The sequence below is a fragment of the uncultured Lacinutrix sp. genome, from assembly GCF_947500325.1.
Taxonomy (GTDB): domain Bacteria; phylum Bacteroidota; class Bacteroidia; order Flavobacteriales; family Flavobacteriaceae; genus Lacinutrix.
Genome location: NZ_CANMRQ010000004.1, coordinates 176,302 through 198,031 on the forward strand (window position 1 = coordinate 176,302; position 21,730 = coordinate 198,031).

Consider the following 21,730-nt stretch of genomic DNA (forward strand, 5'->3'; position numbering starts at 1 on the left):
GGCTTTGTGCCGGTTTTTTTGTTTATCACATTATTAGATAGATGAAAACCTTTTGTAATATGTTTAAAATAAAAAAATAATGATTAACGTACGTTTAAATAAAGTTTCATTTTGTCACCTTTCAAGTAGAAGCAAGAATCTAATTTAATTAGTTTTTAACAGCCTCAACTAACTCTAATAAATCTACATTAACATTGGTAGTAAATATCCCATAATTAACTATAGCTTTTCCTTTTTCTAAAGTATCTATACTACCAATAGCACGACCATCATGCATACGTACACGATCACCAACTTTAAGAATTGGCTTTGGTTTTACAGGTTTTAATTTTTCTTTAGCTTTTGCCGCTTTCTTTTTCTTGCGTATAACTTCAACCTTCTTTTCGGCTTCCTGCTTAACTTGTTTTTCTTTAACTTTTTCAGCCTTAGCTTGTTTAGCAGATACTTTTTTGCGTTTAGAGTTCTCAATTTGCACTAAACGAAAAAGCTCTGCCATTAATTCTCGTTTCTTTTTATCTCTAAAAAACTTCTCCGAAATATCATTTACTTTTTGTCCTAAGTAAATTAAACGTTGATTACTATCGTATAACTCCTGATAGCTTTCTAGCTTCTTTTGAATCTTAGTATTTATTTCTTCAAGCTTATCGGCTTCGCTTTGCTTTTTCTTTTCGTTTTGTTTTAACGATTCACCTGTTTTCTCAAGCTTAGCACGTTCTTTCTGTAGTTTAGCTATCGTAGCATCAAATCGCACTTTAGAACGCTCTATCTTCTTCTTAGCACGATTAATCAAACTATAAGGAATGCCATTTTTCTGCGCAACTTCAAAAGTAAAACTACTACCAGCTTGGCCTAAAGCCAGTTTATACATAGGCTCTAGCGTACGCTCATCGAACATCATGTTAGCATTAATCATTTCATCCTTTTCATTCGCTAACATTTTAAGGTTAGCATAATGCGTAGTAATAATACCATAAGCTTTCCTACCATAAAACTCCTCTAAAAAAGTTTCTGCTAAAGCACCACCAAGTTCAGGATCAGATCCTGTACCAAATTCATCTATTAAAAAGAGCGTGTTTTTATTACACTTCTTTAAAAAATAATTCATTTGTTTTAGTCTATAACTATAGGTGCTTAAATGATTTTCAATAGATTGATTATCACCAATATCACTTAGTATACGATCGAAAACACTTACTTTACTACGCTCATGAACTGGTATTAGCATACCACTTTGTAGCATGACTTGTAATAAGCCAACCGTTTTTAATGTAATACTTTTCCCGCCTGCATTAGGACCAGAAATAACAATAATACGGCTGTCTTTATTTAATTCTATAGTTTGCGGGAACGTTTTTTCTTTCTTCTCTAAGTTATTTAAATAGAGTAGTGGATGATAAGCATCACGTAAGTACACGTTTTTTTCATCTGTTATTTCCGGCAAAATACCATTCATAGATTTGGCGTACTTTGCTTTTGCAGCAATCACATCCATTTCTGTTAAAAAAGATTGATATCGCTCTATTAGAGGATAAAAATCACGTAAAAAGTTTGTTACTTCTTTTAGAATTCTAACCACTTCTTCACCTTCTTCATATTCTAGATTATTAAGTTCTCTAGTATGTTGCAAGGTTGTTTCTGGCTCTATATAAACAATACTTCCCGTCTTGCTACCACCCATTATAGCACCTTTTACTTTACGGCGATACATGGCTTTAACAGCGAGTACTCGTTTGTTTTCTACTACAGACTCTCTAATATCATCTAAATAATCCAGATTATGATACTGGTTGAGAGCAGAAGTAAAACTAGAGTTAATCTTCCCTTTTAATCTATTCATACTCTGTCTAATCTCATGGAGTAGCGCAGAGGCATTATCTTTTACATCACCAAAACGATCAACCACACTATCTATTTTCTCTATAATAGCTGTAGTTATTTCTATAGAGGACGCGTATTGTTTTAAGCCAGGATAATACTCTTCAAACTTGTTTAAAAATTTAAGAATCTCATTAGTGGTTAAAGATACCGATACCAGTTTTTTTAAACTGTGAGTTTCTAAATAAGTGTTTTCTATACGTAGTAATTGTAATTCTTTAGTAATAGGATCAAAACCGTGGCTAGGAATACGGTTATCATTATAAAAAGAAGACACATATTCATTAGTTAACTTTAAAGCACTAAGCAATTCCTCTTTGGTTTTAAAAGGCGTAATATCAAGGCTTTTTTGGTTTCCTAAATGCGTAATACAATGTTCACTTACTTGCTGTAAAACGGTTTCAAACTCTAAATCTTGTAATGTTTTTTGATGGATGTTAATCATAATATTTCTCACTTAAGCGAGAATCTTTTTCTTATTCTTTTTTCTAAGCAAAAACAAAGCTACGGAATAAGATTGAAAATTAGAATTTTATTAGAGTCTTCACATAATAACCCACTCAAATTTATGAAAGATAATTTTGTGTTAATGCTAAGCATAAATAAAAGAATCGTTTTATTTTTGGTAAAAACCATTGTATGATACCAGAACATATACTTAATAGAAAAGGAGCGCGAAGCTTAAAAGATATTAACCCTGAAGTGATAAGTTATCTTAATAAAGGTTTAATTGAAACCAGGAATTTAATGGAATGGTTAGCAACAGACCAACTAACTCTTTTAAAATTAGTATTAAAACAACTAGATAAAGCAGATTGGTATACAGATTTTGAAATAGCAGTTAATGCTCAAAAAAAACCAACAGCCAATAGTACTACTAAGGTTATTGGTGAAACTTTAGGAATATTAACTACAAATACTGAAACATACACAGTATTAAAAACACATACTTCAGATATGGTGAGATGCTGGTCTTGTTGGGCAGAAAGCACACATCACGACACTACCATAGATTTATTAAAAACCATGAAGCCTTATGCTGCCGATAGTCATTTTGGTGTTCGTGAAGTTGTTATTTTCTCAAGTAAAGAGCGAATGATTGAGGATTTAGATACATCTATTTCTATTTTAAGTGAATGGACCAGAGATACAGACGAAAACATACGCCGTTATGCCGTAGAAGCCTTACGACCAGTAGGTGTATGGACTAAAAAAATAGCAGCCTTTCAAGATAATCCAGAAAAAGGATTACCACTAATAGCACCTTTAAAGAATGACACTTCAAAATATGTTAGAGATTCTGTAGGGAATTGGCTTAACGATGCTAGTAAATCGCAACCAGAATGGGTACAAAACGTTTGTAATACATGGGAAAAAGAATCTACTACAAAAGAAACTGCTTATATTATTAAAAAAGGCTTACGTACTATTAATAAATAATTCTTTTATTAAAACACTAAATATGCTACGAAAGAAAAAAGACCTCATGATTTTTAATTTTTTGGATTTAAATAAAGAATCACAACGCGTACGTATACCAATAACAGAAAAAAGGTTTAAAAAAATTAGCAAAAAGAATAAAGGTCGAGATTTTGATAACATGAACTATTATTTAGAGTTTATGCTCATTCGAGATTATCTTTTTCTTGTGTTTATACTAAACCCATATATGGAAACGGTGAAAATATTTTTTAGAAAAATTCAATTAAGCCAATTAGATTTTGAAGACACTCATAAAAATGACATTATTAAAGCTGCCGATGTCTATTATCATGTGTATTATTGGAATAGTATTTTTATAGCCTCAGAACCTTCAACTACTTTTTACTCCAATGGTATTATAAAAGACCGTTTAGAATTACACTTAGAATTTGATACCGAATTATTAGAATCCGTATTAGAACAGCTATTAGAAGCTTTAGGTATTGATTACGAAGCATTCCAAGAGGAAGAAGACTTAAGTACTTTTGAAATTGAAGCAGATAGCTTAGTCACATCGTTTCTTTTAGAATGTTGGCAAGACGTAAAACAAGAGACGCAATCTAAAGTGTTTGGAATGTTGTTTGAAGGTACTGGAATAGGAGGTATGTATGATTTAGATAACGCTAAAGATATTGAAGCTACAGATAGTAGTATTGAAGCCTATGTTAAATCTAAAGGGATTATTGTTTAATATTATTGAAAGCACTCGTTACAAACGAGCGCTAGCTTGGGGATTTAGATAATGGTGAGGAGATTGAAGATTCAGTAGATTTGATTAAAGTGTTTGCTAAATCTAAAGGCGTTGTTATTTAAAATTTAATACTCTATGCTTTAGTACAATATTTACATTTTTTGCGGTCTGCCGTTCCTGTTTTTATATATATAGACTCAATATTATTGCCCTCTTTGCAAAGTGAACTGTCATGATAGACTTTTGCTGAAGGATGCGTACTATGGAATGGTAATATTGAGGCCATATCATAAAGATTAAATAGTTGGAAATACAGGAGTTGGATCCAAATTTACTGATATTTATTGGTGTTTTACGATTTATTGATATTATTTATTACAAATAATAAAAATCTCATTTTCTTTAAAGGTAAATTATTTTTTTTGCATGATTGATTAAACGCTATAAACTATATATTAAGTAGCAAAACTTGTATCAATTATAGTCATTGTAATTAGTAGAAATTGGAAGCAAGCACTAGTTGCTCTTAATAATTAACGTACCTTTGCTCAAGGATTACTAATCTTTTAGTATCAATCATTCACTATCAATTTTGTTGATGACCTTTTTAGGCAAAATCATCACATTAGCGGACTTCATACTTATAGTTGAATTATCAGGAAATTAGTCCAACATCAGAGTGTTAATATATAGCACGCTAGATGCTTAAACGCATGTTTAGTTTTTTTGGTGTCATTAATATATTTTTATATGAATAATGATTCAGTTAATGATTGTGGTCAAAAACGAATAACCACAGCATTACTTCTTGCGGCTGGTACTGGAAGTCGTCTTTTCCCACTAACAGAAAGTTCCCCAAAGTGCCTTACGTTAGTAAGTGACAAATCGATTCTAAATAGACTTTTAAAAAATTTAAAAAACCAAGGGTTTAAACGACTTGTAATTGTAACTGGTCATTTAAAAGAATGTATCATGGATAATCTTGGCAAAAAATCAGGAGACATTTCTATAGAGTATATTCATAGCCCTTTATATAAGACTACCAATAATATTTATTCGCTGTGGATGGCTCGTCATATCATAAATGAACCATTTGTACTTTTTGAAAGCGATTTAGTATTAAACACGACTTTATTAGATAATATGGTTTATCCAGATAGAATGGCTGTTGCTCTTATGCAACCATGGCTTAATGGAACAACAGTTTCTATTGATAAGGCAAATAAGGTTACAGCGTTTCAAAAGGGAACTACAGAAGACTACTCAGGTACAAGATATAAAACAGTAAATATTTACAGCTTTTCACTTATATCTTGGAAATCCATTATTATAAGACTGAATAAATATATTTCAGAAGGCAATGTAAATTGCTATTATGAGAACATTTTGGCAGAAATGACTCACAACAAAAGTTTAGTTTTAGAATCCGTTTCATTTGATCATCAACCATGGTATGAAATAGATAACCTTAAAGATTTAGCGAAAGCCGAATTGTTATTCCCTAAAGAATTGATTGAAATAGAGGCGCTAGAAAACACTTTAACATAGTTTAATCTAAGCGAACAGAACAGGAATAATTTAATTAAACATGAAATTGTAATGCTAAGTAAATATAAAACTCAAGAAGAAAAATACGAATACATATCAAAACAGCATGGTGGTTACTATAGACATCATTTTACAGACCATGCTTACCTGTACAACTTATACTTTCCACCTAAGGCAGTATTTAATCATTTAAAAGCTAATATCAACAATTTGGTTTTAAATTACCCAATGGCACAAAATGCATTAGCAGAGCTTGTAGGTGCGATTATTAACCAACCTTTAGAAAGAATTGTAGTAGGTAACGGAGGTGCAGAAATTATAAAAATACTATCTGGAAGTTTAGCAAAAAAATTAATTGTACCTGTACCATCTTTTAATGAATATGTAAATGCAGCACCAGAAGGTCACGTTGTAGAGTTTCCTCTTGATTTTCCTTCATTTGAATTAGATGTTGATAAATTTGCAGACGAAGCCATAAAAGTTGGTGCAGATATGGCTGTTGTGGTCACACCAAATAATCCTACATCACTATTAGTTCCTAAAATAGATTTAATTCGATTAGCAAAAAAGCTAAAACCAAGTAAATGCATGCTTATTATCGATGAATCTTTTCTTGATTTTGCCGATAACAATGAACAAATAAGTTTGGAGAAAGATATTGCTAAATATCCAAATATGGCCATACTTAAGAGTATGAGTAAAGCTTACGGGATTTGTGGTCTTAGAATTGGTTATCTACTAACAGCTAATACAAATTTAGCATCGTCTGTTCGTAATGGTGTTCATATTTGGAATATTAATGGTTTTGCTGAAGAGTTTCTTAGAATACTACCTCAATACAAGCAAGAATTCGAAGATAGTTGTAAAGTCGTTAAGACAGATAGAGATATTTTCTATGAAAACTTATGCACTATAGATGGCATGACTGTATTTAAACCAGATGCAAACTATATTTATTGTCGTTTGCCTGATATAGCTTTAAGCGGACCAGAAGTAACAAAACGCCTTTTTATTAAATACAACATTTACATTAAACATAATGTAGGAAAAACCCAGCCAGATGCAGATAGATATATTAGAATTGCGAGCCGTACTAAAGATGAAAACGCCACACTTATAGATGCGTTAAAGGATGTAATGTACTTTAAAAGTAAATAACGATGAATAAAAATAAACAAGCAAGCATGTTAAGTTTTGTAAAAGACTTACCCAATATCTGTTCTTTAATAGGATTGTTTTGTACAGTATTAGCCATTTATTTTGCTATAGGAGGACAGTTTTTAGCATCAATTATTGCTATATTATGGTCGGTATTATTCGATTGGTATGATGGCATTATAGCTCGCAAAATAAAAGGTAGAACTAAAGAACAAGGCGTTTTTGGGGTACAGTTTGATTCTATTATAGATATTGTAAGCTTTGGTGTTTACCCAGCAATATTACTTTTAAGTTATGGAAATTATGAAATATGGTTTATACCTGGTGCATTTGTAATTATTGCAATTTGTGCAATACGTTTAAGCTATTTTAATATTTATGGCCTTATAGATAGTAAAACTTATAGAGGTCTTTCAGTTGATAATAATGCTCTAATTTTGGCATTTGTTTTTTTATTTGAAGGTTTTATAGACCATACTGTTTTTTCAATACTAATGTATGTAGTATTGCTAATTTTAGCCACTTTAAATCTGTCATCAATTCCAATACCTAAATTTTCAGGAAAATGGGTCTATGCTTTAATTATATATGTATTGGTATTAACATTAATTTTTGGAAGGGATATATATAACCAAATATAGTAAACTAAAGAAAGTGTCGAATTAATATTAAGTTTTTAACATGAAACTTAATGTTAATTATGGAACGCAGGTTATAAAAAGAAGTAGATAAAGTTAAAAAAAAGTAATAAATGGAATTGAAAAGAATAGATCTTAAAGACATAATTGTATCATTTTTATAAGTTACAATTTAAATGACGATACTTGGTACTTTTTAATATTGTGGTTATGCATATCTAAATAGTGATATTTTTCAGTTTCATTTTTAATAGTATAGGTAATAACATTTCTAATTTTGTTGTTGATTTTTGGTACTTCTTTTAGAAAAATAGTTAATGTTTTCATTTTTATTGTTTTTTAAGTTTAGCAAAAGTTACTAGTTCTAACTGCAATTATCTAAAGGTGATCTTTTTAATTGGAATAAGCATCATTATTAACAATCAATTTAAACCAGCAAAGGTTAGAAGGACATCTCATGTTTAAAAGTATCGCGTTATTATTACAACACTAATGTCCATTCTCAACAAGACAATAACAAATAATGGCTATATGGTAAGTGTAATATAAGCTCATGTTAACATGGTTTCGAAAACGAGGTTCTTATCATATAAGTGTTTAATTTGGTATGACTAAATATAAGTTGAACATTAGCATTTTAAATTACTATTCAATTGATTTGTTGCACCCCAATCTGTTATGAATCAAGTTAGAACTTTCCTATTCATTTTCTAATAAAAAAGAATAACTACATATTATCCCAATTATAAGACGTTTCTTTACAAAAGTTTTCCAAAATTATTATTTAATAAGGATTTTTCTATTCCACCTTATTTCCTCTATTTTTTTGTTTTACTAGCGGATACTTTTTGTAACGAAGAACTCCTTATAGAGAATGAAATTTCATTACTATTTGGATGATTCAATAAAACTTTAGTTTGAATGAGACCACTCCAAATAATTAAGCAAGTTACAAATAGAGATGATTCATCATTAGATAAATATTTGAGTGATATTAACAAAATAAATTTAATATCATTAGAACGGGAGGTTGAATTAGCTATACTCATAAAAGAGGGCAATCAACTTGCTTTGAATGAACTAACAAATGCCAATCTTAGATTTGTTGTATCTGTGGCTAAGCAACATCAAAACAAAGGCTTGTCACTCCCAGATTTAATTAATGAAGGAAATTTAGGATTATTAAAAGCGGCAAAACGTTTTGATGAAACTCGTGGATTCAAATTTATTTCTTATGCCGTATGGTGGATTAGACAAAGCATAGTACAATCTTTATCTGAAAATTCAAGAACAGTAAGGCTGCCTCTTAATAAGATAGGTGTTATAAATAAAATAAAGAAGGCAATAGCTTTTTTTGAACAAAAGAATAACCGAAAGCCTAGTGTTTATGAGATTTCCGAGATAATAGAGGTGCCTGTTTTAGAAGTTAAACTTTGTATTAAGAGTTCAGGATATAGTGTTTCTATGGATGCACCATTATCGCAAGAAACAGAACTTAATATGCATAACGTTATTGTTACCGATATGTATCCACAGCCGGATAATGTTTTATTGTTAGATTCACTCCGTACAGATTTAGAAGCTGTATTGAATTCTCTTTCAGAAAGAGAGGGAGAAATAATTAAACTTCATTATGGTATAGGCTTAGAATTTTCAATGACTTTATTGGAAATAGCTCAATTATTTGGAATAACGCGAGAACGGGTAAGGCAAATAAAAGAGTCTGCGATTTTAAGAATAAAAAACTCAAACAAATCTCACCTTTTAATAAAGTATTTGGGGTGAAAAACGATTAATTCCTAAAAATTAATGAAGCTTTATATTAAATATATGGTAAGCTTAAGATGCAAGCTTTTCGTTAAAAATGAGCTAGAAAAACTGGGTTTACACTATATAAGTGTTGAGCTTGGAATGATTGAAATAAAAGAAGATATTTCCGAATCTCAAAAACAAGAATTCAAATCAAATTTAGCGATATCAGGGTTAGAATTAATGGATGATAATAGAAGTATTCTTATAGATAAAATAAAAAACGTGATTATAGAAATGATTCATTATTCTGATGAAGTCCCAAAAGTTAATTATTCAGATTACATAGCACAAAAATTGAATTATGATTACACGTATTTATCAAATTTGTTTTCAGAAGTAAAAGGAATTACTATTCAGCATTTTATTATTAAACACAAAATAGAAAGGGCAAAAGAATTGATTCTTTACAACGAACTTAATCTCACTGAAATTGCCTATAAATTAAATTACAGTAGTGTTGCTCATTTGTCTAATCAATTCAAAAAAGTTACTGGACATACACCTTCTTTTTATAAAAAAATCGGACAAAAAAGAAAGCTGAATCTAGAGAATCTGTAACATGTGTAATCATATATGTCAGTTGTGTAACACAATTTAAGGTATTAGTAGTCATCTTTATGATAGTAGTACAATTAAGCACTGCTTTAAATACATAATTATGGAAACCCAGAACAAAGAAGGCGAGAAAAAGACAAGTGAGCTATTTAAATTTAGTGGCGATTGGGACAAACAATCTAAAGCATTGAAGGTAAAATATCCAAAATTAACTTCAGAAGATGTGAAATTTGAAAGTGGTAAAGAATTAGATTTAATTAAAAGATTAGAGAACAAGTTAGATAAAGACAGAAATGAAGTTGTAGGTATCTTGAAATCAAATTATAAAAGCATTGCAAATACAATCTAGAATATTAAGTTAAGTCTATGAATTAAGAACTGTTATTTTTTATTGGCTTTATTTTAAATCAGTGATTTATGTAACTATAGCTACAAGTTGTATAACTTAATAAACAATTTCATCGTTAACTTTGTAAAGCTATTAATCAGTTAGAGAAGTCCAGATAAATTAAATTATCTGGGATTAGAAAAGCAGATTTAAAAGTCTGCTTTCTTGTTTTGGTAAAAAATATGATATATATAACTGTGTTTTTCAACTATATAAATAGACTATAAATCCTTACTAATTAACCTTCAAAAATTATAATCATGTCAAAAGAAAAAGCTGCAAAGCTAAAAACAGTAAAACAGAACCAACTAGGAGAGCGAAAGAAAAGAAAAAGGCTAAAGCAGAAAAGAGACGAATCAAAAAAGATGAGTAAATACAATTTGTATTATGAAGAATTATGAATTTGAAAACCTTAAGGCATTCAACATTAGCGATAAACTAAAATATGTTTCCAATGCCATAATTGTTAAACACATTTTAAATGAAAAAACAGGCAATATAATGGCTTTAGCGTTGGACTATGGCAAAGTGTATAAGCCCAAACTAACACCTTTTTCAACTTTTGTAAATGTCATTGAAGGAAAAGCAGAAATTGTGGTAGACGACATATCCACTTATTTACAAAAGAATGATTCAATGATTATTCCTGGTCATGTTTTATATACAATAGAAGCAAATGAAAGATTTAAGATGTTTTCAATAATTTTAAAAAGTGGCTATGATGATTTAGAACCATAGAATAAAATCAATAATTATGAGTAATTTATTTAAATCAGGTGATATAGTGTGTGCAAAAGTTAATCCTACAAAATCTCTAAAAGTTAGAATTTTTGCGAGAAAAGTCTATTATTGTGATGTATATAATCATCCAGAAGAAAAAGAAGAAGTTTATTTTGAAAGAGAAATTGAATTTTATAAAAATGAAAACTAGATATAGTTCAATTTAGGAAAGTTCTTTTGGTAATGTTTCATTGATAAAAAATCGTTTCAATAACCAGTCAAGCTGGCTACAAGTGTTTTTCATAAGATGTTAAGCTAAGTTATATTTTTAAAACTGATAATCAACTAATTAAATTTGCTGTAAGCTAAAGTTCTCAACAAGATATTAACATATGTTAATTCTTATTTTTTATTCTAAATACCGTTTACAAAATATAAAAAGAGTGCTATGTGTTTTCTATATCTATTTATGTTTATTTGTCTTAGGTATGGTTATATATACGCTCATGCATAAATATCATGCTTCCATGACATCTTTACTAAATTAAGCTTATTATTCTCTCAACTTTGATTAATCTAATACAATGCTGTATTACAACTAGGGAATTCTACCTGATTATAGAAAACAGGTGTTTTACCCTAGTAAAGACTAGAGCATAATTAGACTTTTACAACATAATAAGAAACAAACTATTTGCTTAAGTAGCTACTATCTGGTTTTTGTTATGTGAGAGTGGCATCCGAAAAACTATAATAGAGTAGGAACGTATTTAAATAAATTACCATGAGTGCAATTACAACAATTACATTACCCACTCCAATTGATTGGAGTACAAAAGAAAGTGCAGCTAAAACCCATATTCAAAACCTGGAAGCTATACTTGCAGAGTCTAACAATAACTTAAACTATATTGCTGCTTTAGCAGAAGTTAGCATAGAAACAATATTGCCTAATCGTAGTCAATCTACTATAAAGTACTGGTATCCATATTTAACAGGAGATGCTTCACTTCAAGATTTTTTTACTGCTTGGTTAACTTATACACCAACACCAGCAAGTCCTGGGAAATATATTGAATATTGGGATTATTTAGTAAACACAACTTCTGGTTTGCTTTTAGCTAACGATGAAAGCTTTAAACCTTGGTTTACAGCATTCCTTAATTTCCATGGCGATTGGATTAACAGCTCCTCGTCAACTGCAACATTAGACGAATGGATGCAATACACAGGAACAACAGCGCATCCTTTTAACATTAACGATTACGAAGTTCCAACGGGTGGTTTTAAGTCTTTTAACCAGTTCTTTCTACGTAACTTAAAAGCAGGGCAACGACCACTTTGCAGTGAAAAACAACCTAATGATGTTATTGTTGCACCTTGTGATGGCGGTATATTTTACCTTAATCGTGCAGATGGAATGGCTGATGTTGAAGAATTAAAAAATAAGGATTATGATCTTCCTGGTAAATCAGACCGATTTGATTTAAAGGAAGCATTACCAGGATACGGAAGTCATTTTATAGGTGGAGATTTACTTGATATCTTACTATGGTTTACAGATTATCATCACTTCCATGCTCCAGTAAACGGAACAATAGCTCACCAAGGCATGTATAACGGGTCTTACAATTATGATTTTGGAGATTACGATCCAAAGGATTTCTATGCACCAACATTACCTAGTGATAGCGATAAAGTAGGTTGGTATGAAAAACTTGGTAAACACCAACGTTACGTTTGGATAATAAAAACTGAGGAGTTTGGGCTTGTTGCAATGGTTGCCATTGGTTTCTGGGGTGTTGGAAGTATAATAAGTGCTACAAAAGAGGCGGCTGCTATTACGCAAGGTGAGTATATGGGACACTTTGGTTACGGCGGTTCATCGATTGTACTTGCATTCAATAAAGACGTGAATATAGATTTTGAGGTTGGCAATCAACCTGTTGAAGATCCAAATAACCCAACACTTATGAAAGTAAGACAATGTTTAGGGAAATTAATTAAGTAGTTTTCGACAGAAAACTATATAGAAGACAAATAAATTTAAAAAAAAGCATCTTTTAAAATCTAAAAAACTATTCTCGATACAATTTTTCTCCATTTTAATACGAAAAATCACTCGAATTGACGTTTTATAGTATATCCGATATTAATCGAACTCGGGTTAAAAGATGCTTTTTATAATATACTTTTAAGTGTTATTCTAAATATTATCTACAAACTCTGTAAAGATTGTTTTATGCCGCTCTAAATCTAAATTGGCAGATAATGCCACACGTACAATATAATCTTTATCGCCTTCTTTGGTTGTACCTTGTGTAGAAGTAGCTGGTATAGTCCAATAACAACCTTTTAATTGTCCATAGCTTACACAAAACTTACTCTCATTAGGGATTTTAGTAATCATTAAATTAATTAATTTAAGATTTAGCGCTCTTTTGTAGGTTTCTTTATCTTCATCTGTATTACCTTTTGTAGGTAGATCTAATGAAAAAACAGATGGTGTAAAACCTTGACTTGCTAATGCTTCAGAAACAAAATTGATTTTCGCCTCTGGTAATTTTTCATTAATAAAAGTTACAAATTCACGCGTATTTATATAGGCATCATGAATTCTTTGATTCATAGATGGCAATTGCTTTGCTAATAGCTCCATTTGAAGATGTGTCGCTTCATTATCACAAAGTCTTAGATGCAATTCTATTTTTTGCATTAAGCCTTCAGATTTTTTATTTGCTACACAATAGCCAGCAGTACACTTACCTCCACTAGGAAATTTAGAACCACTTACATAGGCTATAGTTCTAACGGATGCTAATATATTATCTTCTCCTAAAAAGTGCACATTAGGACAAAATGTTTGGTCTAAAATAAAAACAGGATCTACTGCAGTTGCTCCAGTTTCGGTTTTACGAGGCTTGGTTAAAACTGCTTTTAATTGTTCAAGGTCTGGAACTTCAACTCTTGGGTTTGTAGGGATTTCTGCAATAATGTATGGAATAGCATCTTCTTTTGCAATGGTATTTAAAACCATATCTATACTTTGCACCATATCATTATCACCATCAACTGGCAAATCCATAACTTCAATAGCATCACTACAAGCTGCAACACGTCTTGCTTGATCGTTTGTACCGCCATAGCAATTTGGTGGTACTATTATTTTAATCGCCTTGCCCTTATGGTTTTCTAATGCATCATGAACTAAGCCCATAACAATAGCATATTGCATAGATAATCCGCTAGAGCCAACTAATGGTTTTATAGCAGTATTAGTAATGTCTTGTATTGTGTTTAACACAAGTGTTTTATTGCTTTCAACACTATTATTGTTAGTAGTAATAGTAGTTTGATCTAAAAGCGAATTAAAAGCTACTAATGTGTTAGCAGGCGTCATGGCAATAGTCTCTCGTCGTCTTACATGTTGTATTTCTGAGATGTAGCTTTCGTTTTCCTCTCCGTTAACTAACAATACACTTCCTAATAGTGAATGCGTATTAATAAAAAAATCAACATTTGGAATTATATTAAAATTACAGACATCAACTTTCTCTGATAAAAAAATAGTAGTTCCGTTAAAAACAGAAATAGCATCATCGTTTTCAACTTTCTCTAAATCAAATACGTAACCATAAGTGTTTTTTATAACATTGGCATCAAAACACTCTGGAAGTTCTCCAGTATAAAGAATTCTTGTGTTTTTATTTGCTAACAAATTTGTTCTTAATACTGCTAATACAGGAACGGTCTTAGAAGAAAAACTAATAACTTGTTCTGCTTTTATATTATTTAAGCTTGCAATTGTCCATTCTAATACACATGATAATGGATGTCCTAATCGAATATAATCGTATGCAGTAGGTAATTCGTTTAGCGATGACAATTGAGAATTATTATTTTTAAATAAGATTTCAAACTGTTCTAGAAATTGAGTTTTCGCCAATGATTCATCGTAAATATCTAATCGATGGGTTGTTAGATTTAACCAGTCGGCTGGCATATTTTCTATTACCGCTTTAATATAAGTTAGCACTGTATTACCTAGCATAATTTTTTCCTTTAAATAGACTGCCAAGATACATTAAATCCTCTTTTTTATAAAAGTATTTAGAAACGTTTAACTAAGCTATTTTAATGGCTTTATTTATTAGAAATTCTAGGTTTGTAAGTATTTGTTTTTAATATAACAGCAACATCCATATTAATAAAAAAAGCATCTTTTAAATTTTTAAAAGATGCTTTGCATAAATAGAATTCCGGGTATTATTCTACATTATAATTTATTAAATCTGAACATTCTATTGTATCTATAATTCTATAGTAATAAACAGCTCTATCATTGCCTTCTATCTCAATAGAGTAGGTGTTATCGCAATAGATAGTAATATATCTTGTTTGCGTTAATGCATCGTTAACATTATCGTCTTGGATATAGTTAACTGCATAACGACCATCGTTTAGTTTCTCCCAAACACCATTGGCAACTTCTACATCTGCGTAACGATCTACAAAAGTACCGTCTGCTTTAAATTCTAAAATAATTTGAGAATCTTCTCTTGTATTTTGAAACCAAACGTCTACTGTTGTCCATTCTGTTCCTGTCCATTGATCTATCATGGATTCTAAATTTTCATCACGATACATTTCCCATTCACCAATAACCTTAGCTTTTTCTAGTTCTTGTTGTGGTTGTGTTTCGTTTAACTCTTCTTTTTCACAACTCGTAAACGATAGTGCTAGTAACACACATAATAATAACTTTTTCATAACAATTTGTTTTTAAATTTTAATCTAAAGCTCGTTTTTATATTCGAAAAAGACGTCACGTATAGAGGTGAAAAACTTGATTTCACGGCTAAAAGTATAGAAATTAATTATTTGATCTTTTAATAGCTTCGGTAAGCAAAGAGATTTTTTTATACTTAGTCTCTTTAATATCAAAATAGGTATACATTCTTCTTAAAGACGACCCAATACCATCTACACTTAAATATGCTTTTGCAGCAATTTCTTTATTGGTAATTTCTGGTTGGTCTAATAAAATATTAAGCACTTTCCAATCGGTTTCATTTAGCTTTCTATTTATGGAAGCTTCAATTTCGCTTCTAATTAATTTAAATTTATCAGAATCTACAATTAGGTTATTTGTTGCGGTATTACTTTTTAGTTGCTCTATTTCCTCTAATAATGCTTCTCTTTTTTTTCTGTTTTTTTTAATGTTAGACCTAAAATACAATACGATGCAAATAATTAATAGAGCAGCAGCAGTAATAATACCAAGGGTTCTTTTTTGTTGATTATGTTTTAACGCTTTTTGTTTTTTATCATTTTCAAGTTCTGTCTCATATATCTTAACTTCAAAATCATTCTTAACTGCTTCTCTAGCTATAGCGAAACTATTTCGCTCTTGCTGTATACTATCATTATATACTGTGTAGAGTTCATGCATTTTAAGCGATAACTCTAACTTGTTTTCATTTTTGTAACATTTATATAATAGTTGATAGACCTCTTTTTTTATTTCTTTATCTATTCCTGTAGGTAAACGTCTTAAAACTGCTTCTGCCTTTTTTGTAGCATCTTCTACATTAGTTTCAAAAGCTAGCTGGGCTTTTATTAAAAGGGCTTCAATAATATTACGTTCTACATTAAGTTTTGTAGCCATCTTCAAGTTCTTTTCGGCAAAGACATTTGCTTGATTTAAGTCACCTAATTTGTGGTGTATTTTAGCTAAAGAGCTATAACATCCAGCTATAAAAAAGTTTTTGTTTTCTGGCTCAAGTATTGTCAAGGCATCATTAAAAACAACTAAGGCTTTATCATACTGTTCTTTTTCATAATTAATCCAACCTATATTCATTAAATTAACAGCTGTACTTGTATTTTTAATACCTCTTTTATTATATATTAAAAGAGATTTATTATAATAGTCTAACGCCAAATCATAACTACCTATCGTTAAATAGATACCAGCCAAACTAGTTAGCATTCTTCCTTCTCCATCATAATCTTTTTGTTCTTGAAAAATCTTCAAGGCTTTAGTGTAATACAAGGTTGCTTCTTTATAATTTTGTTTTTTAAGGAAAATATTACCAATATTACCAATTATAATAGCTTGTAGAACGGGATTATTAAGTTCTATTGCCAAATCTGAAGCGCCATTATATAAATCTAATGCTTTGTCGAAATCTCGTTTAAGTCTGTATATATTACCTTTTTTATTTAAGGCTCTATACATATCTCTGGTGGCATTTTTCTCTTTAGCTAGTTTGTAATAATAATCAAGTACAACTAAAGTTGAATCTGGTTGTGAATGATTATTAATATTATAATAATCTCTTATAGCATTAAACCTAACCGAATCAATTTCTTTATCATTTTCCCAAATTGATTGTAATGAATCTATTTTATTTTGAGAATAAGATATGCTTGTATAACATATAAATAAAAAGAAGTATAATCTTAGTTTTAAAGTCAATTTTTTGATTTTAGTAATTAAATTATTTGATAACAAAATACTAAAAAACATCTTACAATAATTAACTATCGTAAAAAAAGACTTACACAGAAAACAAAAAGCACAAACCAAGAGGCATGTGCTTATTTAATATATTTTAATTTAACTATTGTATTTTAATACATCTAATACCAGCGCCAATTTGTATTGCACTATCATCAAAATTTACAGGTCCGTTATTAAAAATGGTAATAAGTTTTCTAGTTTGAGAACCGGGATTTACACCATTTACATTAGATGTAGCCCAAGTTGATGTACCTTCTGCTAAAGTAGGTCCGCCAAAAGCATTTACATAGCCATTTGGTAATGTATTAAAACCATAAAGATTTGTGCCATTTTCACTAGATGGCAGCCATCCTGTTTCTGTTTTTAATACTGTAGCCTCATTACCCGTATGTCCTTCATTAGCTAGAAAATTTACTAATTCTACAAAATCGGCTTCTGTTGGAATTCTCCAGCCATCTGGTGCTAATTTCCCACTTTCAATAGCCCAATGATTATACATTGCACCATAATAATCAAAAGGCAATTCTTCATCTACAACATTATTTAAATCGTTAGTATCTGGCCATCTATAAAATGCTTCTTGATTATTTATACTTCCCCAATTAATACCATTTACATCAAAATTATATTGTACTATAGAAGAACCATCATTATATTTAGTCGTTTTTAGATTTTCTAACATCCATATTTGATTTCCCATTTTAATGGTATTGTATACATTGCCATCGGCATCGGTTACTGTTTCTGGTTCTGAAGACTGAACTGCACTATCATCATCATTAGAACATTTAAAAAGCATTAAAGTAAATAATAAAACGAGTAGTGGTCGTTTAATATGTTTTTTCATATATCTTTATTTGGGTTATTATATTACAAATGTTATTCTTTTTTTATTTAAACGCTTCACGTTTAAGGGTGAAATTCCAGACACTACTTATTCTAACTTATATTATATCAGTTCATTAAAGGATTATTAGTTTTTATATCATACTTAATGTATCTAAATAACTAATAGTTCATACTTAACAAACTTTAAAAATCTCATTATAATATTAATAAAAATCATAGCCTATAATTGCGATTTACATTTCTAAAGAATATTGATTTTAAGAAATGATTAAGATTTTATTAACTTTTTTGTATTATTCATAAATTTATATATATATTTGGACAACCAATCTGGTAAACCAATTTGGTTTACCAGATAAAATTCCCAAATCTTATCAATGTCTTAATTTATTATGTCATGTAGAATTAATAGCATAATAACACCTAAAACAAATACAATGAGAAAACACATGACAGTTTTAAATCCTAAAATAGCAACCCTGCTATTGGTCTTTTTAATATTTAATTGTACAAAAGATGATTTAGAATTAATAGAGAATGAAGATGAAAAAATAACTACTATTAGTGAAAAATCTAGTGCTTCTGTAGAACTTTCTTACAATAGTATAACTGCATCAACTCAACAACCCTCAAATCCTATAGCAAATATTGACGATAGTTCTATGACTTCTAGATGGTCCGGTTTTGGTACTTCTGCTAATGTATATATAGATTTTGGACAAGAGGTACGTGTTGACTATGTTAATATCGCGTTTCACAAAGGCGATGAAAGATCGGCCTCATTTTCATATTGGAAAAGTACAGATGGAAATTCATGGAATTGGCAAGGAAAAAAAAGTTCTTCAGGTAATACAGAAGCTCATGAGGAATTTGATTTGAAAAACATGGACACACGCTATCTACGTATAAAATTTCAAGGAAACACATCAAATAACTGGAATAGTGTTTTAGATTTAGAGATTTTTGGAACACCAGGAACAAGTTCAAACACCTGTAATGCATCAGCACCAAACGGAAGATCTAGTAATCCTTCATCTAATTCAGCAGTTTTATCATGGAATGCTATTAACAATATAGACCATTATAATGTAAGATATAAAACGACTAATAGTTCTACTTGGTCTTATAAATATTCATTAAATACAAACTCTGTTACTCTTACAGGTTTATCATCTGGTACAGATTACGAATGGCAAATACGTGCTAAATGTGCTGATAATTCTGCTTCAGCATATACTGAGGCTCAAAGCTCTTTTACAACAGATGGAAGCAATGGAGGTGGCGGAATAGGGAATTTAGATCCTAATAAAGCACCATCTGAAAACTTTGATCTTTCTACGTGGAAAATTACATTATCGTCTGGAGCTGAAAAATCTGTTTCTCAATTAAATAATGGTTATACTCTTAGTAACCAATTTTATACCGATCCAAATGATGGAGGTATGGTATTTAAAAACTATCCAAAAGGAGCAGGAACAACTACTAATTCAACTTATTCAAGGGTGGAATTAAGAGAGATGTTACGTGGTACAAATACCAGTATTTCTACTTCTGGTATAAACGGAAACAATTGGGTCTTTAGTTCTTCAAATTCTACAAATAAAAATAATGCTGGTGGAGTAGATGGTATTATGGAAGCAACTTTAAAAGTTAATAGAGTAACAACTACATCTGGAAGTTCTTCTCAAATAGGTAGAATAATCATTGGACAAATCCATGCTAGTGGAGACGAGCCAATACGTTTGTATTACCATAAACAACCAGGGCATAATAAAGGCGCTATTTATTTTGCTCACGAACCAAGTAATGGCAATGAAGTCTTTGAAAACATGCTTGGTAATTATGTTACAGAGACAGGTTCTAGCGCTGGTGATTATACAGGTGCTGGTAGTCCCTCAAATGGTATCGCTCTTAATGAAGAGTTCTCTTATAAAATTGAAGTTAATGGCAATATGCTTAATGTAACGCTTTACAACGAAAACGGTAGTGTAATTGCATCAAAACCATATAACATGAGTAATAGTGGTTTCGCTAATGATTGGATGTATTTTAAAGCAGGCTTATATTCTGGTAATAAGTCTGTATCTAGCACATCGGATTATGAACAGGTTACATTCTATAAATTAGAAAAGTCACATCAATAAGAATTAGTCATTTATTATTACAAAAAAGCAGAAGGTAATTTATCTTCTGCTTTTTTATTTTATAACTTTAATTTGCACATTTATTTATAAAGAATACTATTCGTATAAAGTGACCTTGCAATAATCTATAATGAGTATAAAATAGAGTAGTGGTATGAATTAATTAAAACTATTCATTTAATTCATAAACAGCATGCATAGTTTTATCTAAAACCGATTTTGGAATATTTTTAAATAGTAGATTTCTAATTGAAGCTGCTTTGTTATAATGTGCGATTTTTCCCATTAACCATGATTTACTAGTAATAGCATTTGCTTTTTTGTAACGCTTAATGTAAAAAGCTTTAAAAATATTTTTGTTTGAATTTTCTGCGATTAATCTTCCTAAATAATAAGCGTCTTCTATAGCTTGTGCTCCGCCTTGTCCCATATTTGGAGTAGTAGCATGTGCTGCATCTCCAATAAGGCAAATATTACCTTTATGCCAATGTTTTATTGGTTTTAAATCTGTAATATCATTTCTTAAAATTGTTTCTGTATTAGTATTATTTATAATTGTATTTACTAACGGATGAAATGCTTTATAATCGTTAAGAAGCTTTTTCTTTAGAGTTCTTTTGTCATCTTTACCAAATGCTTTACTTTTTTGTACTGCAAACCAATATGTTTTTGACTTAGATATTTGCGACATTCCAAAACGAATACCTTGTCCCCACATTTCAATACCCCTTTCTTGGTACTCAATTGGCAGTGCTTCTTCCATAACACCTCGCCAGCACGTTTGACCAGAATAACGAATTTTTGCTTCAGGAAATATAAATGAACGTACTTTAGAATCTATTCCATCTGCCCCAATAAGATATCTACTTTCACTTTTTGAATTATCTTCAAAAGTAACACTAATAGTATCATCTAATTGCGCTATTGTTTTTACTGTTTTATTCCAATGTATTTTATTCTTTGGAAGCGCATCTATCAAAACCGATTGTAATTTTGCACGATGTATAGCTACTGTTGAAAAACCATATTTTTCTTTTGCTGGTAATTGACTACTGTCTGTTATTATATCTAACTTATGATTTGTTAATGTAATACGATTAATTACATTTCCAACATTTATAACTTCATCTAAAACACCTGCAAACTCCATAACCTGAAGTGCATTTGGTGCTAACCAAATACCTGCACCAATGGCGTTTGGTCCAGATGATTTTTCAAATAATTGATATTCTATATTAAGTTTTTCGAAGACTAGAGCAGTGGTTAAACCTCCAATACCAGCACCTATTATTGTGTACATTTGTAGTATGAATTTAGTACTATAAATATACGAAAAACGTCTTG

General features: G+C 30.3%; 21 protein-coding genes. 13 read left to right on the plus strand and 8 right to left on the minus strand.

Annotated features, from left to right (window positions below):
* Positions 1 to 148: 148 nt before the first annotated feature.
* Positions 149 to 2,320: a DNA mismatch repair protein MutS gene (locus Q0997_RS07265; RefSeq protein ID WP_299886721.1), complete on the minus strand. Its 2,172-nt coding sequence runs from the start codon at positions 2,318 to 2,320 to the stop codon at positions 149 to 151.
* Positions 2,321 to 2,514: 194 nt separating this feature from the next.
* Here Q0997_RS07265 and Q0997_RS07270 point away from each other — a divergent pair, with 194 nt between their 5' ends.
* Positions 2,515 to 3,315, plus strand: a complete 801-nt coding sequence (locus Q0997_RS07270; RefSeq protein ID WP_299886724.1) for a DNA alkylation repair protein — start codon at positions 2,515 to 2,517, stop codon at positions 3,313 to 3,315.
* Positions 3,316 to 3,337: 22 nt separating this feature from the next.
* On the plus strand, positions 3,338 to 4,048 hold the full coding sequence (locus Q0997_RS07275; protein ID WP_299886727.1) for a hypothetical protein: 711 nt from the start codon (positions 3,338 to 3,340) through the stop codon (positions 4,046 to 4,048).
* 133 nt (positions 4,049 to 4,181) lie between these two features.
* Here the strand turns inward: Q0997_RS07275 and Q0997_RS07280 are convergent, their stop codons facing one another.
* Positions 4,182 to 4,334, minus strand: a complete 153-nt coding sequence (locus tag Q0997_RS07280) for a hypothetical protein (protein ID WP_299886729.1) — start codon at positions 4,332 to 4,334, stop codon at positions 4,182 to 4,184.
* Between the two features lie 464 nt (positions 4,335 to 4,798).
* On the opposite strand from Q0997_RS07280, the gene Q0997_RS07285 reads away from it, so the two are divergent.
* From Q0997_RS07285 to Q0997_RS07295, 3 genes are read left to right on the plus strand one after another with little or no spacing between them, the layout of a single operon-like run.
* The gene (locus tag Q0997_RS07285) at positions 4,799 to 5,596 is read left to right on the plus strand and encodes a phosphocholine cytidylyltransferase family protein (RefSeq protein ID WP_299886732.1); all 798 of its coding nucleotides are present in this window, start codon (positions 4,799 to 4,801) and stop codon (positions 5,594 to 5,596) included.
* A 51-nt stretch (positions 5,597 to 5,647) separates the two neighbouring features.
* Positions 5,648 to 6,754 (plus strand): histidinol-phosphate transaminase, encoded by a 1,107-nt coding sequence (locus tag Q0997_RS07290; RefSeq protein WP_299886734.1) that lies wholly within the window; start codon positions 5,648 to 5,650, stop codon positions 6,752 to 6,754.
* A 2-nt stretch (positions 6,755 to 6,756) separates the two neighbouring features.
* Positions 6,757 to 7,395, plus strand: a complete 639-nt coding sequence (locus Q0997_RS07295) for a CDP-alcohol phosphatidyltransferase family protein (protein WP_299886737.1) — start codon at positions 6,757 to 6,759, stop codon at positions 7,393 to 7,395.
* Between the two features lie 162 nt (positions 7,396 to 7,557).
* Here Q0997_RS07295 and Q0997_RS07300 read toward each other — a convergent pair whose 3' ends face one another.
* Positions 7,558 to 7,719 carry a hypothetical protein gene (locus Q0997_RS07300; RefSeq protein ID WP_299886740.1) on the minus strand — a complete coding sequence of 54 codons (162 nt, stop codon included), beginning with the start codon at positions 7,717 to 7,719 and terminating at the stop codon, positions 7,558 to 7,560.
* A 594-nt stretch (positions 7,720 to 8,313) separates the two neighbouring features.
* Between Q0997_RS07300 and Q0997_RS07305 the strand changes: the two genes are divergently transcribed.
* The 7 genes from Q0997_RS07305 (at position 8,314) to Q0997_RS07335 (ending at position 12,878) form a co-directional block, all read left to right on the plus strand.
* Positions 8,314 to 9,177, plus strand: coding sequence for an RNA polymerase sigma factor RpoD/SigA (locus Q0997_RS07305; protein ID WP_299886742.1), 864 nt, complete (start codon positions 8,314 to 8,316; stop codon positions 9,175 to 9,177).
* A gap of 24 nt (positions 9,178 to 9,201) precedes the next feature.
* Positions 9,202 to 9,762 (plus strand): AraC family transcriptional regulator, encoded by a 561-nt coding sequence (locus Q0997_RS07310; RefSeq protein WP_299886745.1) that lies wholly within the window; start codon positions 9,202 to 9,204, stop codon positions 9,760 to 9,762.
* 100 nt (positions 9,763 to 9,862) lie between these two features.
* Positions 9,863 to 10,108, plus strand: a complete 246-nt coding sequence (locus Q0997_RS07315; RefSeq protein ID WP_299886748.1) for a hypothetical protein — start codon at positions 9,863 to 9,865, stop codon at positions 10,106 to 10,108.
* Positions 10,109 to 10,407: 299 nt separating this feature from the next.
* Complete coding sequence (locus tag Q0997_RS07320; protein ID WP_299886750.1) at positions 10,408 to 10,548, plus strand: hypothetical protein; 141 nt, start codon at positions 10,408 to 10,410, stop codon at positions 10,546 to 10,548.
* Positions 10,535 to 10,885: a cupin gene (locus tag Q0997_RS07325; protein ID WP_299886752.1), complete on the plus strand. Its 351-nt coding sequence runs from the start codon at positions 10,535 to 10,537 to the stop codon at positions 10,883 to 10,885. Before Q0997_RS07320 ends, Q0997_RS07325 begins: the two co-directional genes overlap by 14 nt.
* A 16-nt stretch (positions 10,886 to 10,901) precedes the next feature.
* A complete protein-coding gene (locus tag Q0997_RS07330) occupies positions 10,902 to 11,078 on the plus strand; it encodes a hypothetical protein (protein WP_165586777.1) in 177 nt (58 codons plus the stop codon).
* Positions 11,079 to 11,651: 573 nt separating this feature from the next.
* Positions 11,652 to 12,878, plus strand: coding sequence for a phosphatidylserine decarboxylase (locus Q0997_RS07335; protein WP_299886755.1), 1,227 nt, complete (start codon positions 11,652 to 11,654; stop codon positions 12,876 to 12,878).
* 195 nt (positions 12,879 to 13,073) lie between these two features.
* Here Q0997_RS07335 and Q0997_RS07340 read toward each other — a convergent pair whose 3' ends face one another.
* The 4 genes from Q0997_RS07340 to Q0997_RS07355 all read right to left on the minus strand — a co-directional run bounded on the left by Q0997_RS07340 (position 13,074) and on the right by Q0997_RS07355 (position 18,240).
* Entirely contained in the window at positions 13,074 to 14,918 is a 1,845-nt protein-coding gene (locus Q0997_RS07340; RefSeq protein ID WP_299886758.1) for a PLP-dependent transferase, read from the minus strand.
* 215 nt (positions 14,919 to 15,133) lie between these two features.
* Entirely contained in the window at positions 15,134 to 15,637 is a 504-nt protein-coding gene (locus Q0997_RS07345; protein ID WP_299886761.1) for a hypothetical protein, read from the minus strand.
* A gap of 103 nt (positions 15,638 to 15,740) precedes the next feature.
* A complete protein-coding gene (locus tag Q0997_RS07350; RefSeq protein ID WP_299886763.1) occupies positions 15,741 to 17,348 on the minus strand; it encodes a tetratricopeptide repeat protein in 1,608 nt (535 codons plus the stop codon).
* Positions 17,349 to 17,493: 145 nt separating this feature from the next.
* A complete protein-coding gene (locus Q0997_RS07355) occupies positions 17,494 to 18,240 on the minus strand; it encodes an FISUMP domain-containing protein (RefSeq protein ID WP_299886766.1) in 747 nt (248 codons plus the stop codon).
* 439 nt (positions 18,241 to 18,679) lie between these two features.
* Here Q0997_RS07355 and Q0997_RS07360 point away from each other — a divergent pair, with 439 nt between their 5' ends.
* Positions 18,680 to 20,386, plus strand: coding sequence for a polysaccharide lyase family 7 protein (locus tag Q0997_RS07360; RefSeq protein ID WP_299886769.1), 1,707 nt, complete (start codon positions 18,680 to 18,682; stop codon positions 20,384 to 20,386).
* A 169-nt stretch (positions 20,387 to 20,555) separates the two neighbouring features.
* Here the strand turns inward: Q0997_RS07360 and Q0997_RS07365 are convergent, their stop codons facing one another.
* Positions 20,556 to 21,686, minus strand: a complete 1,131-nt coding sequence (locus Q0997_RS07365) for an FAD-dependent monooxygenase (protein WP_299886771.1) — start codon at positions 21,684 to 21,686, stop codon at positions 20,556 to 20,558.
* Between the last annotated feature and the right edge of the window lie 44 nt (positions 21,687 to 21,730).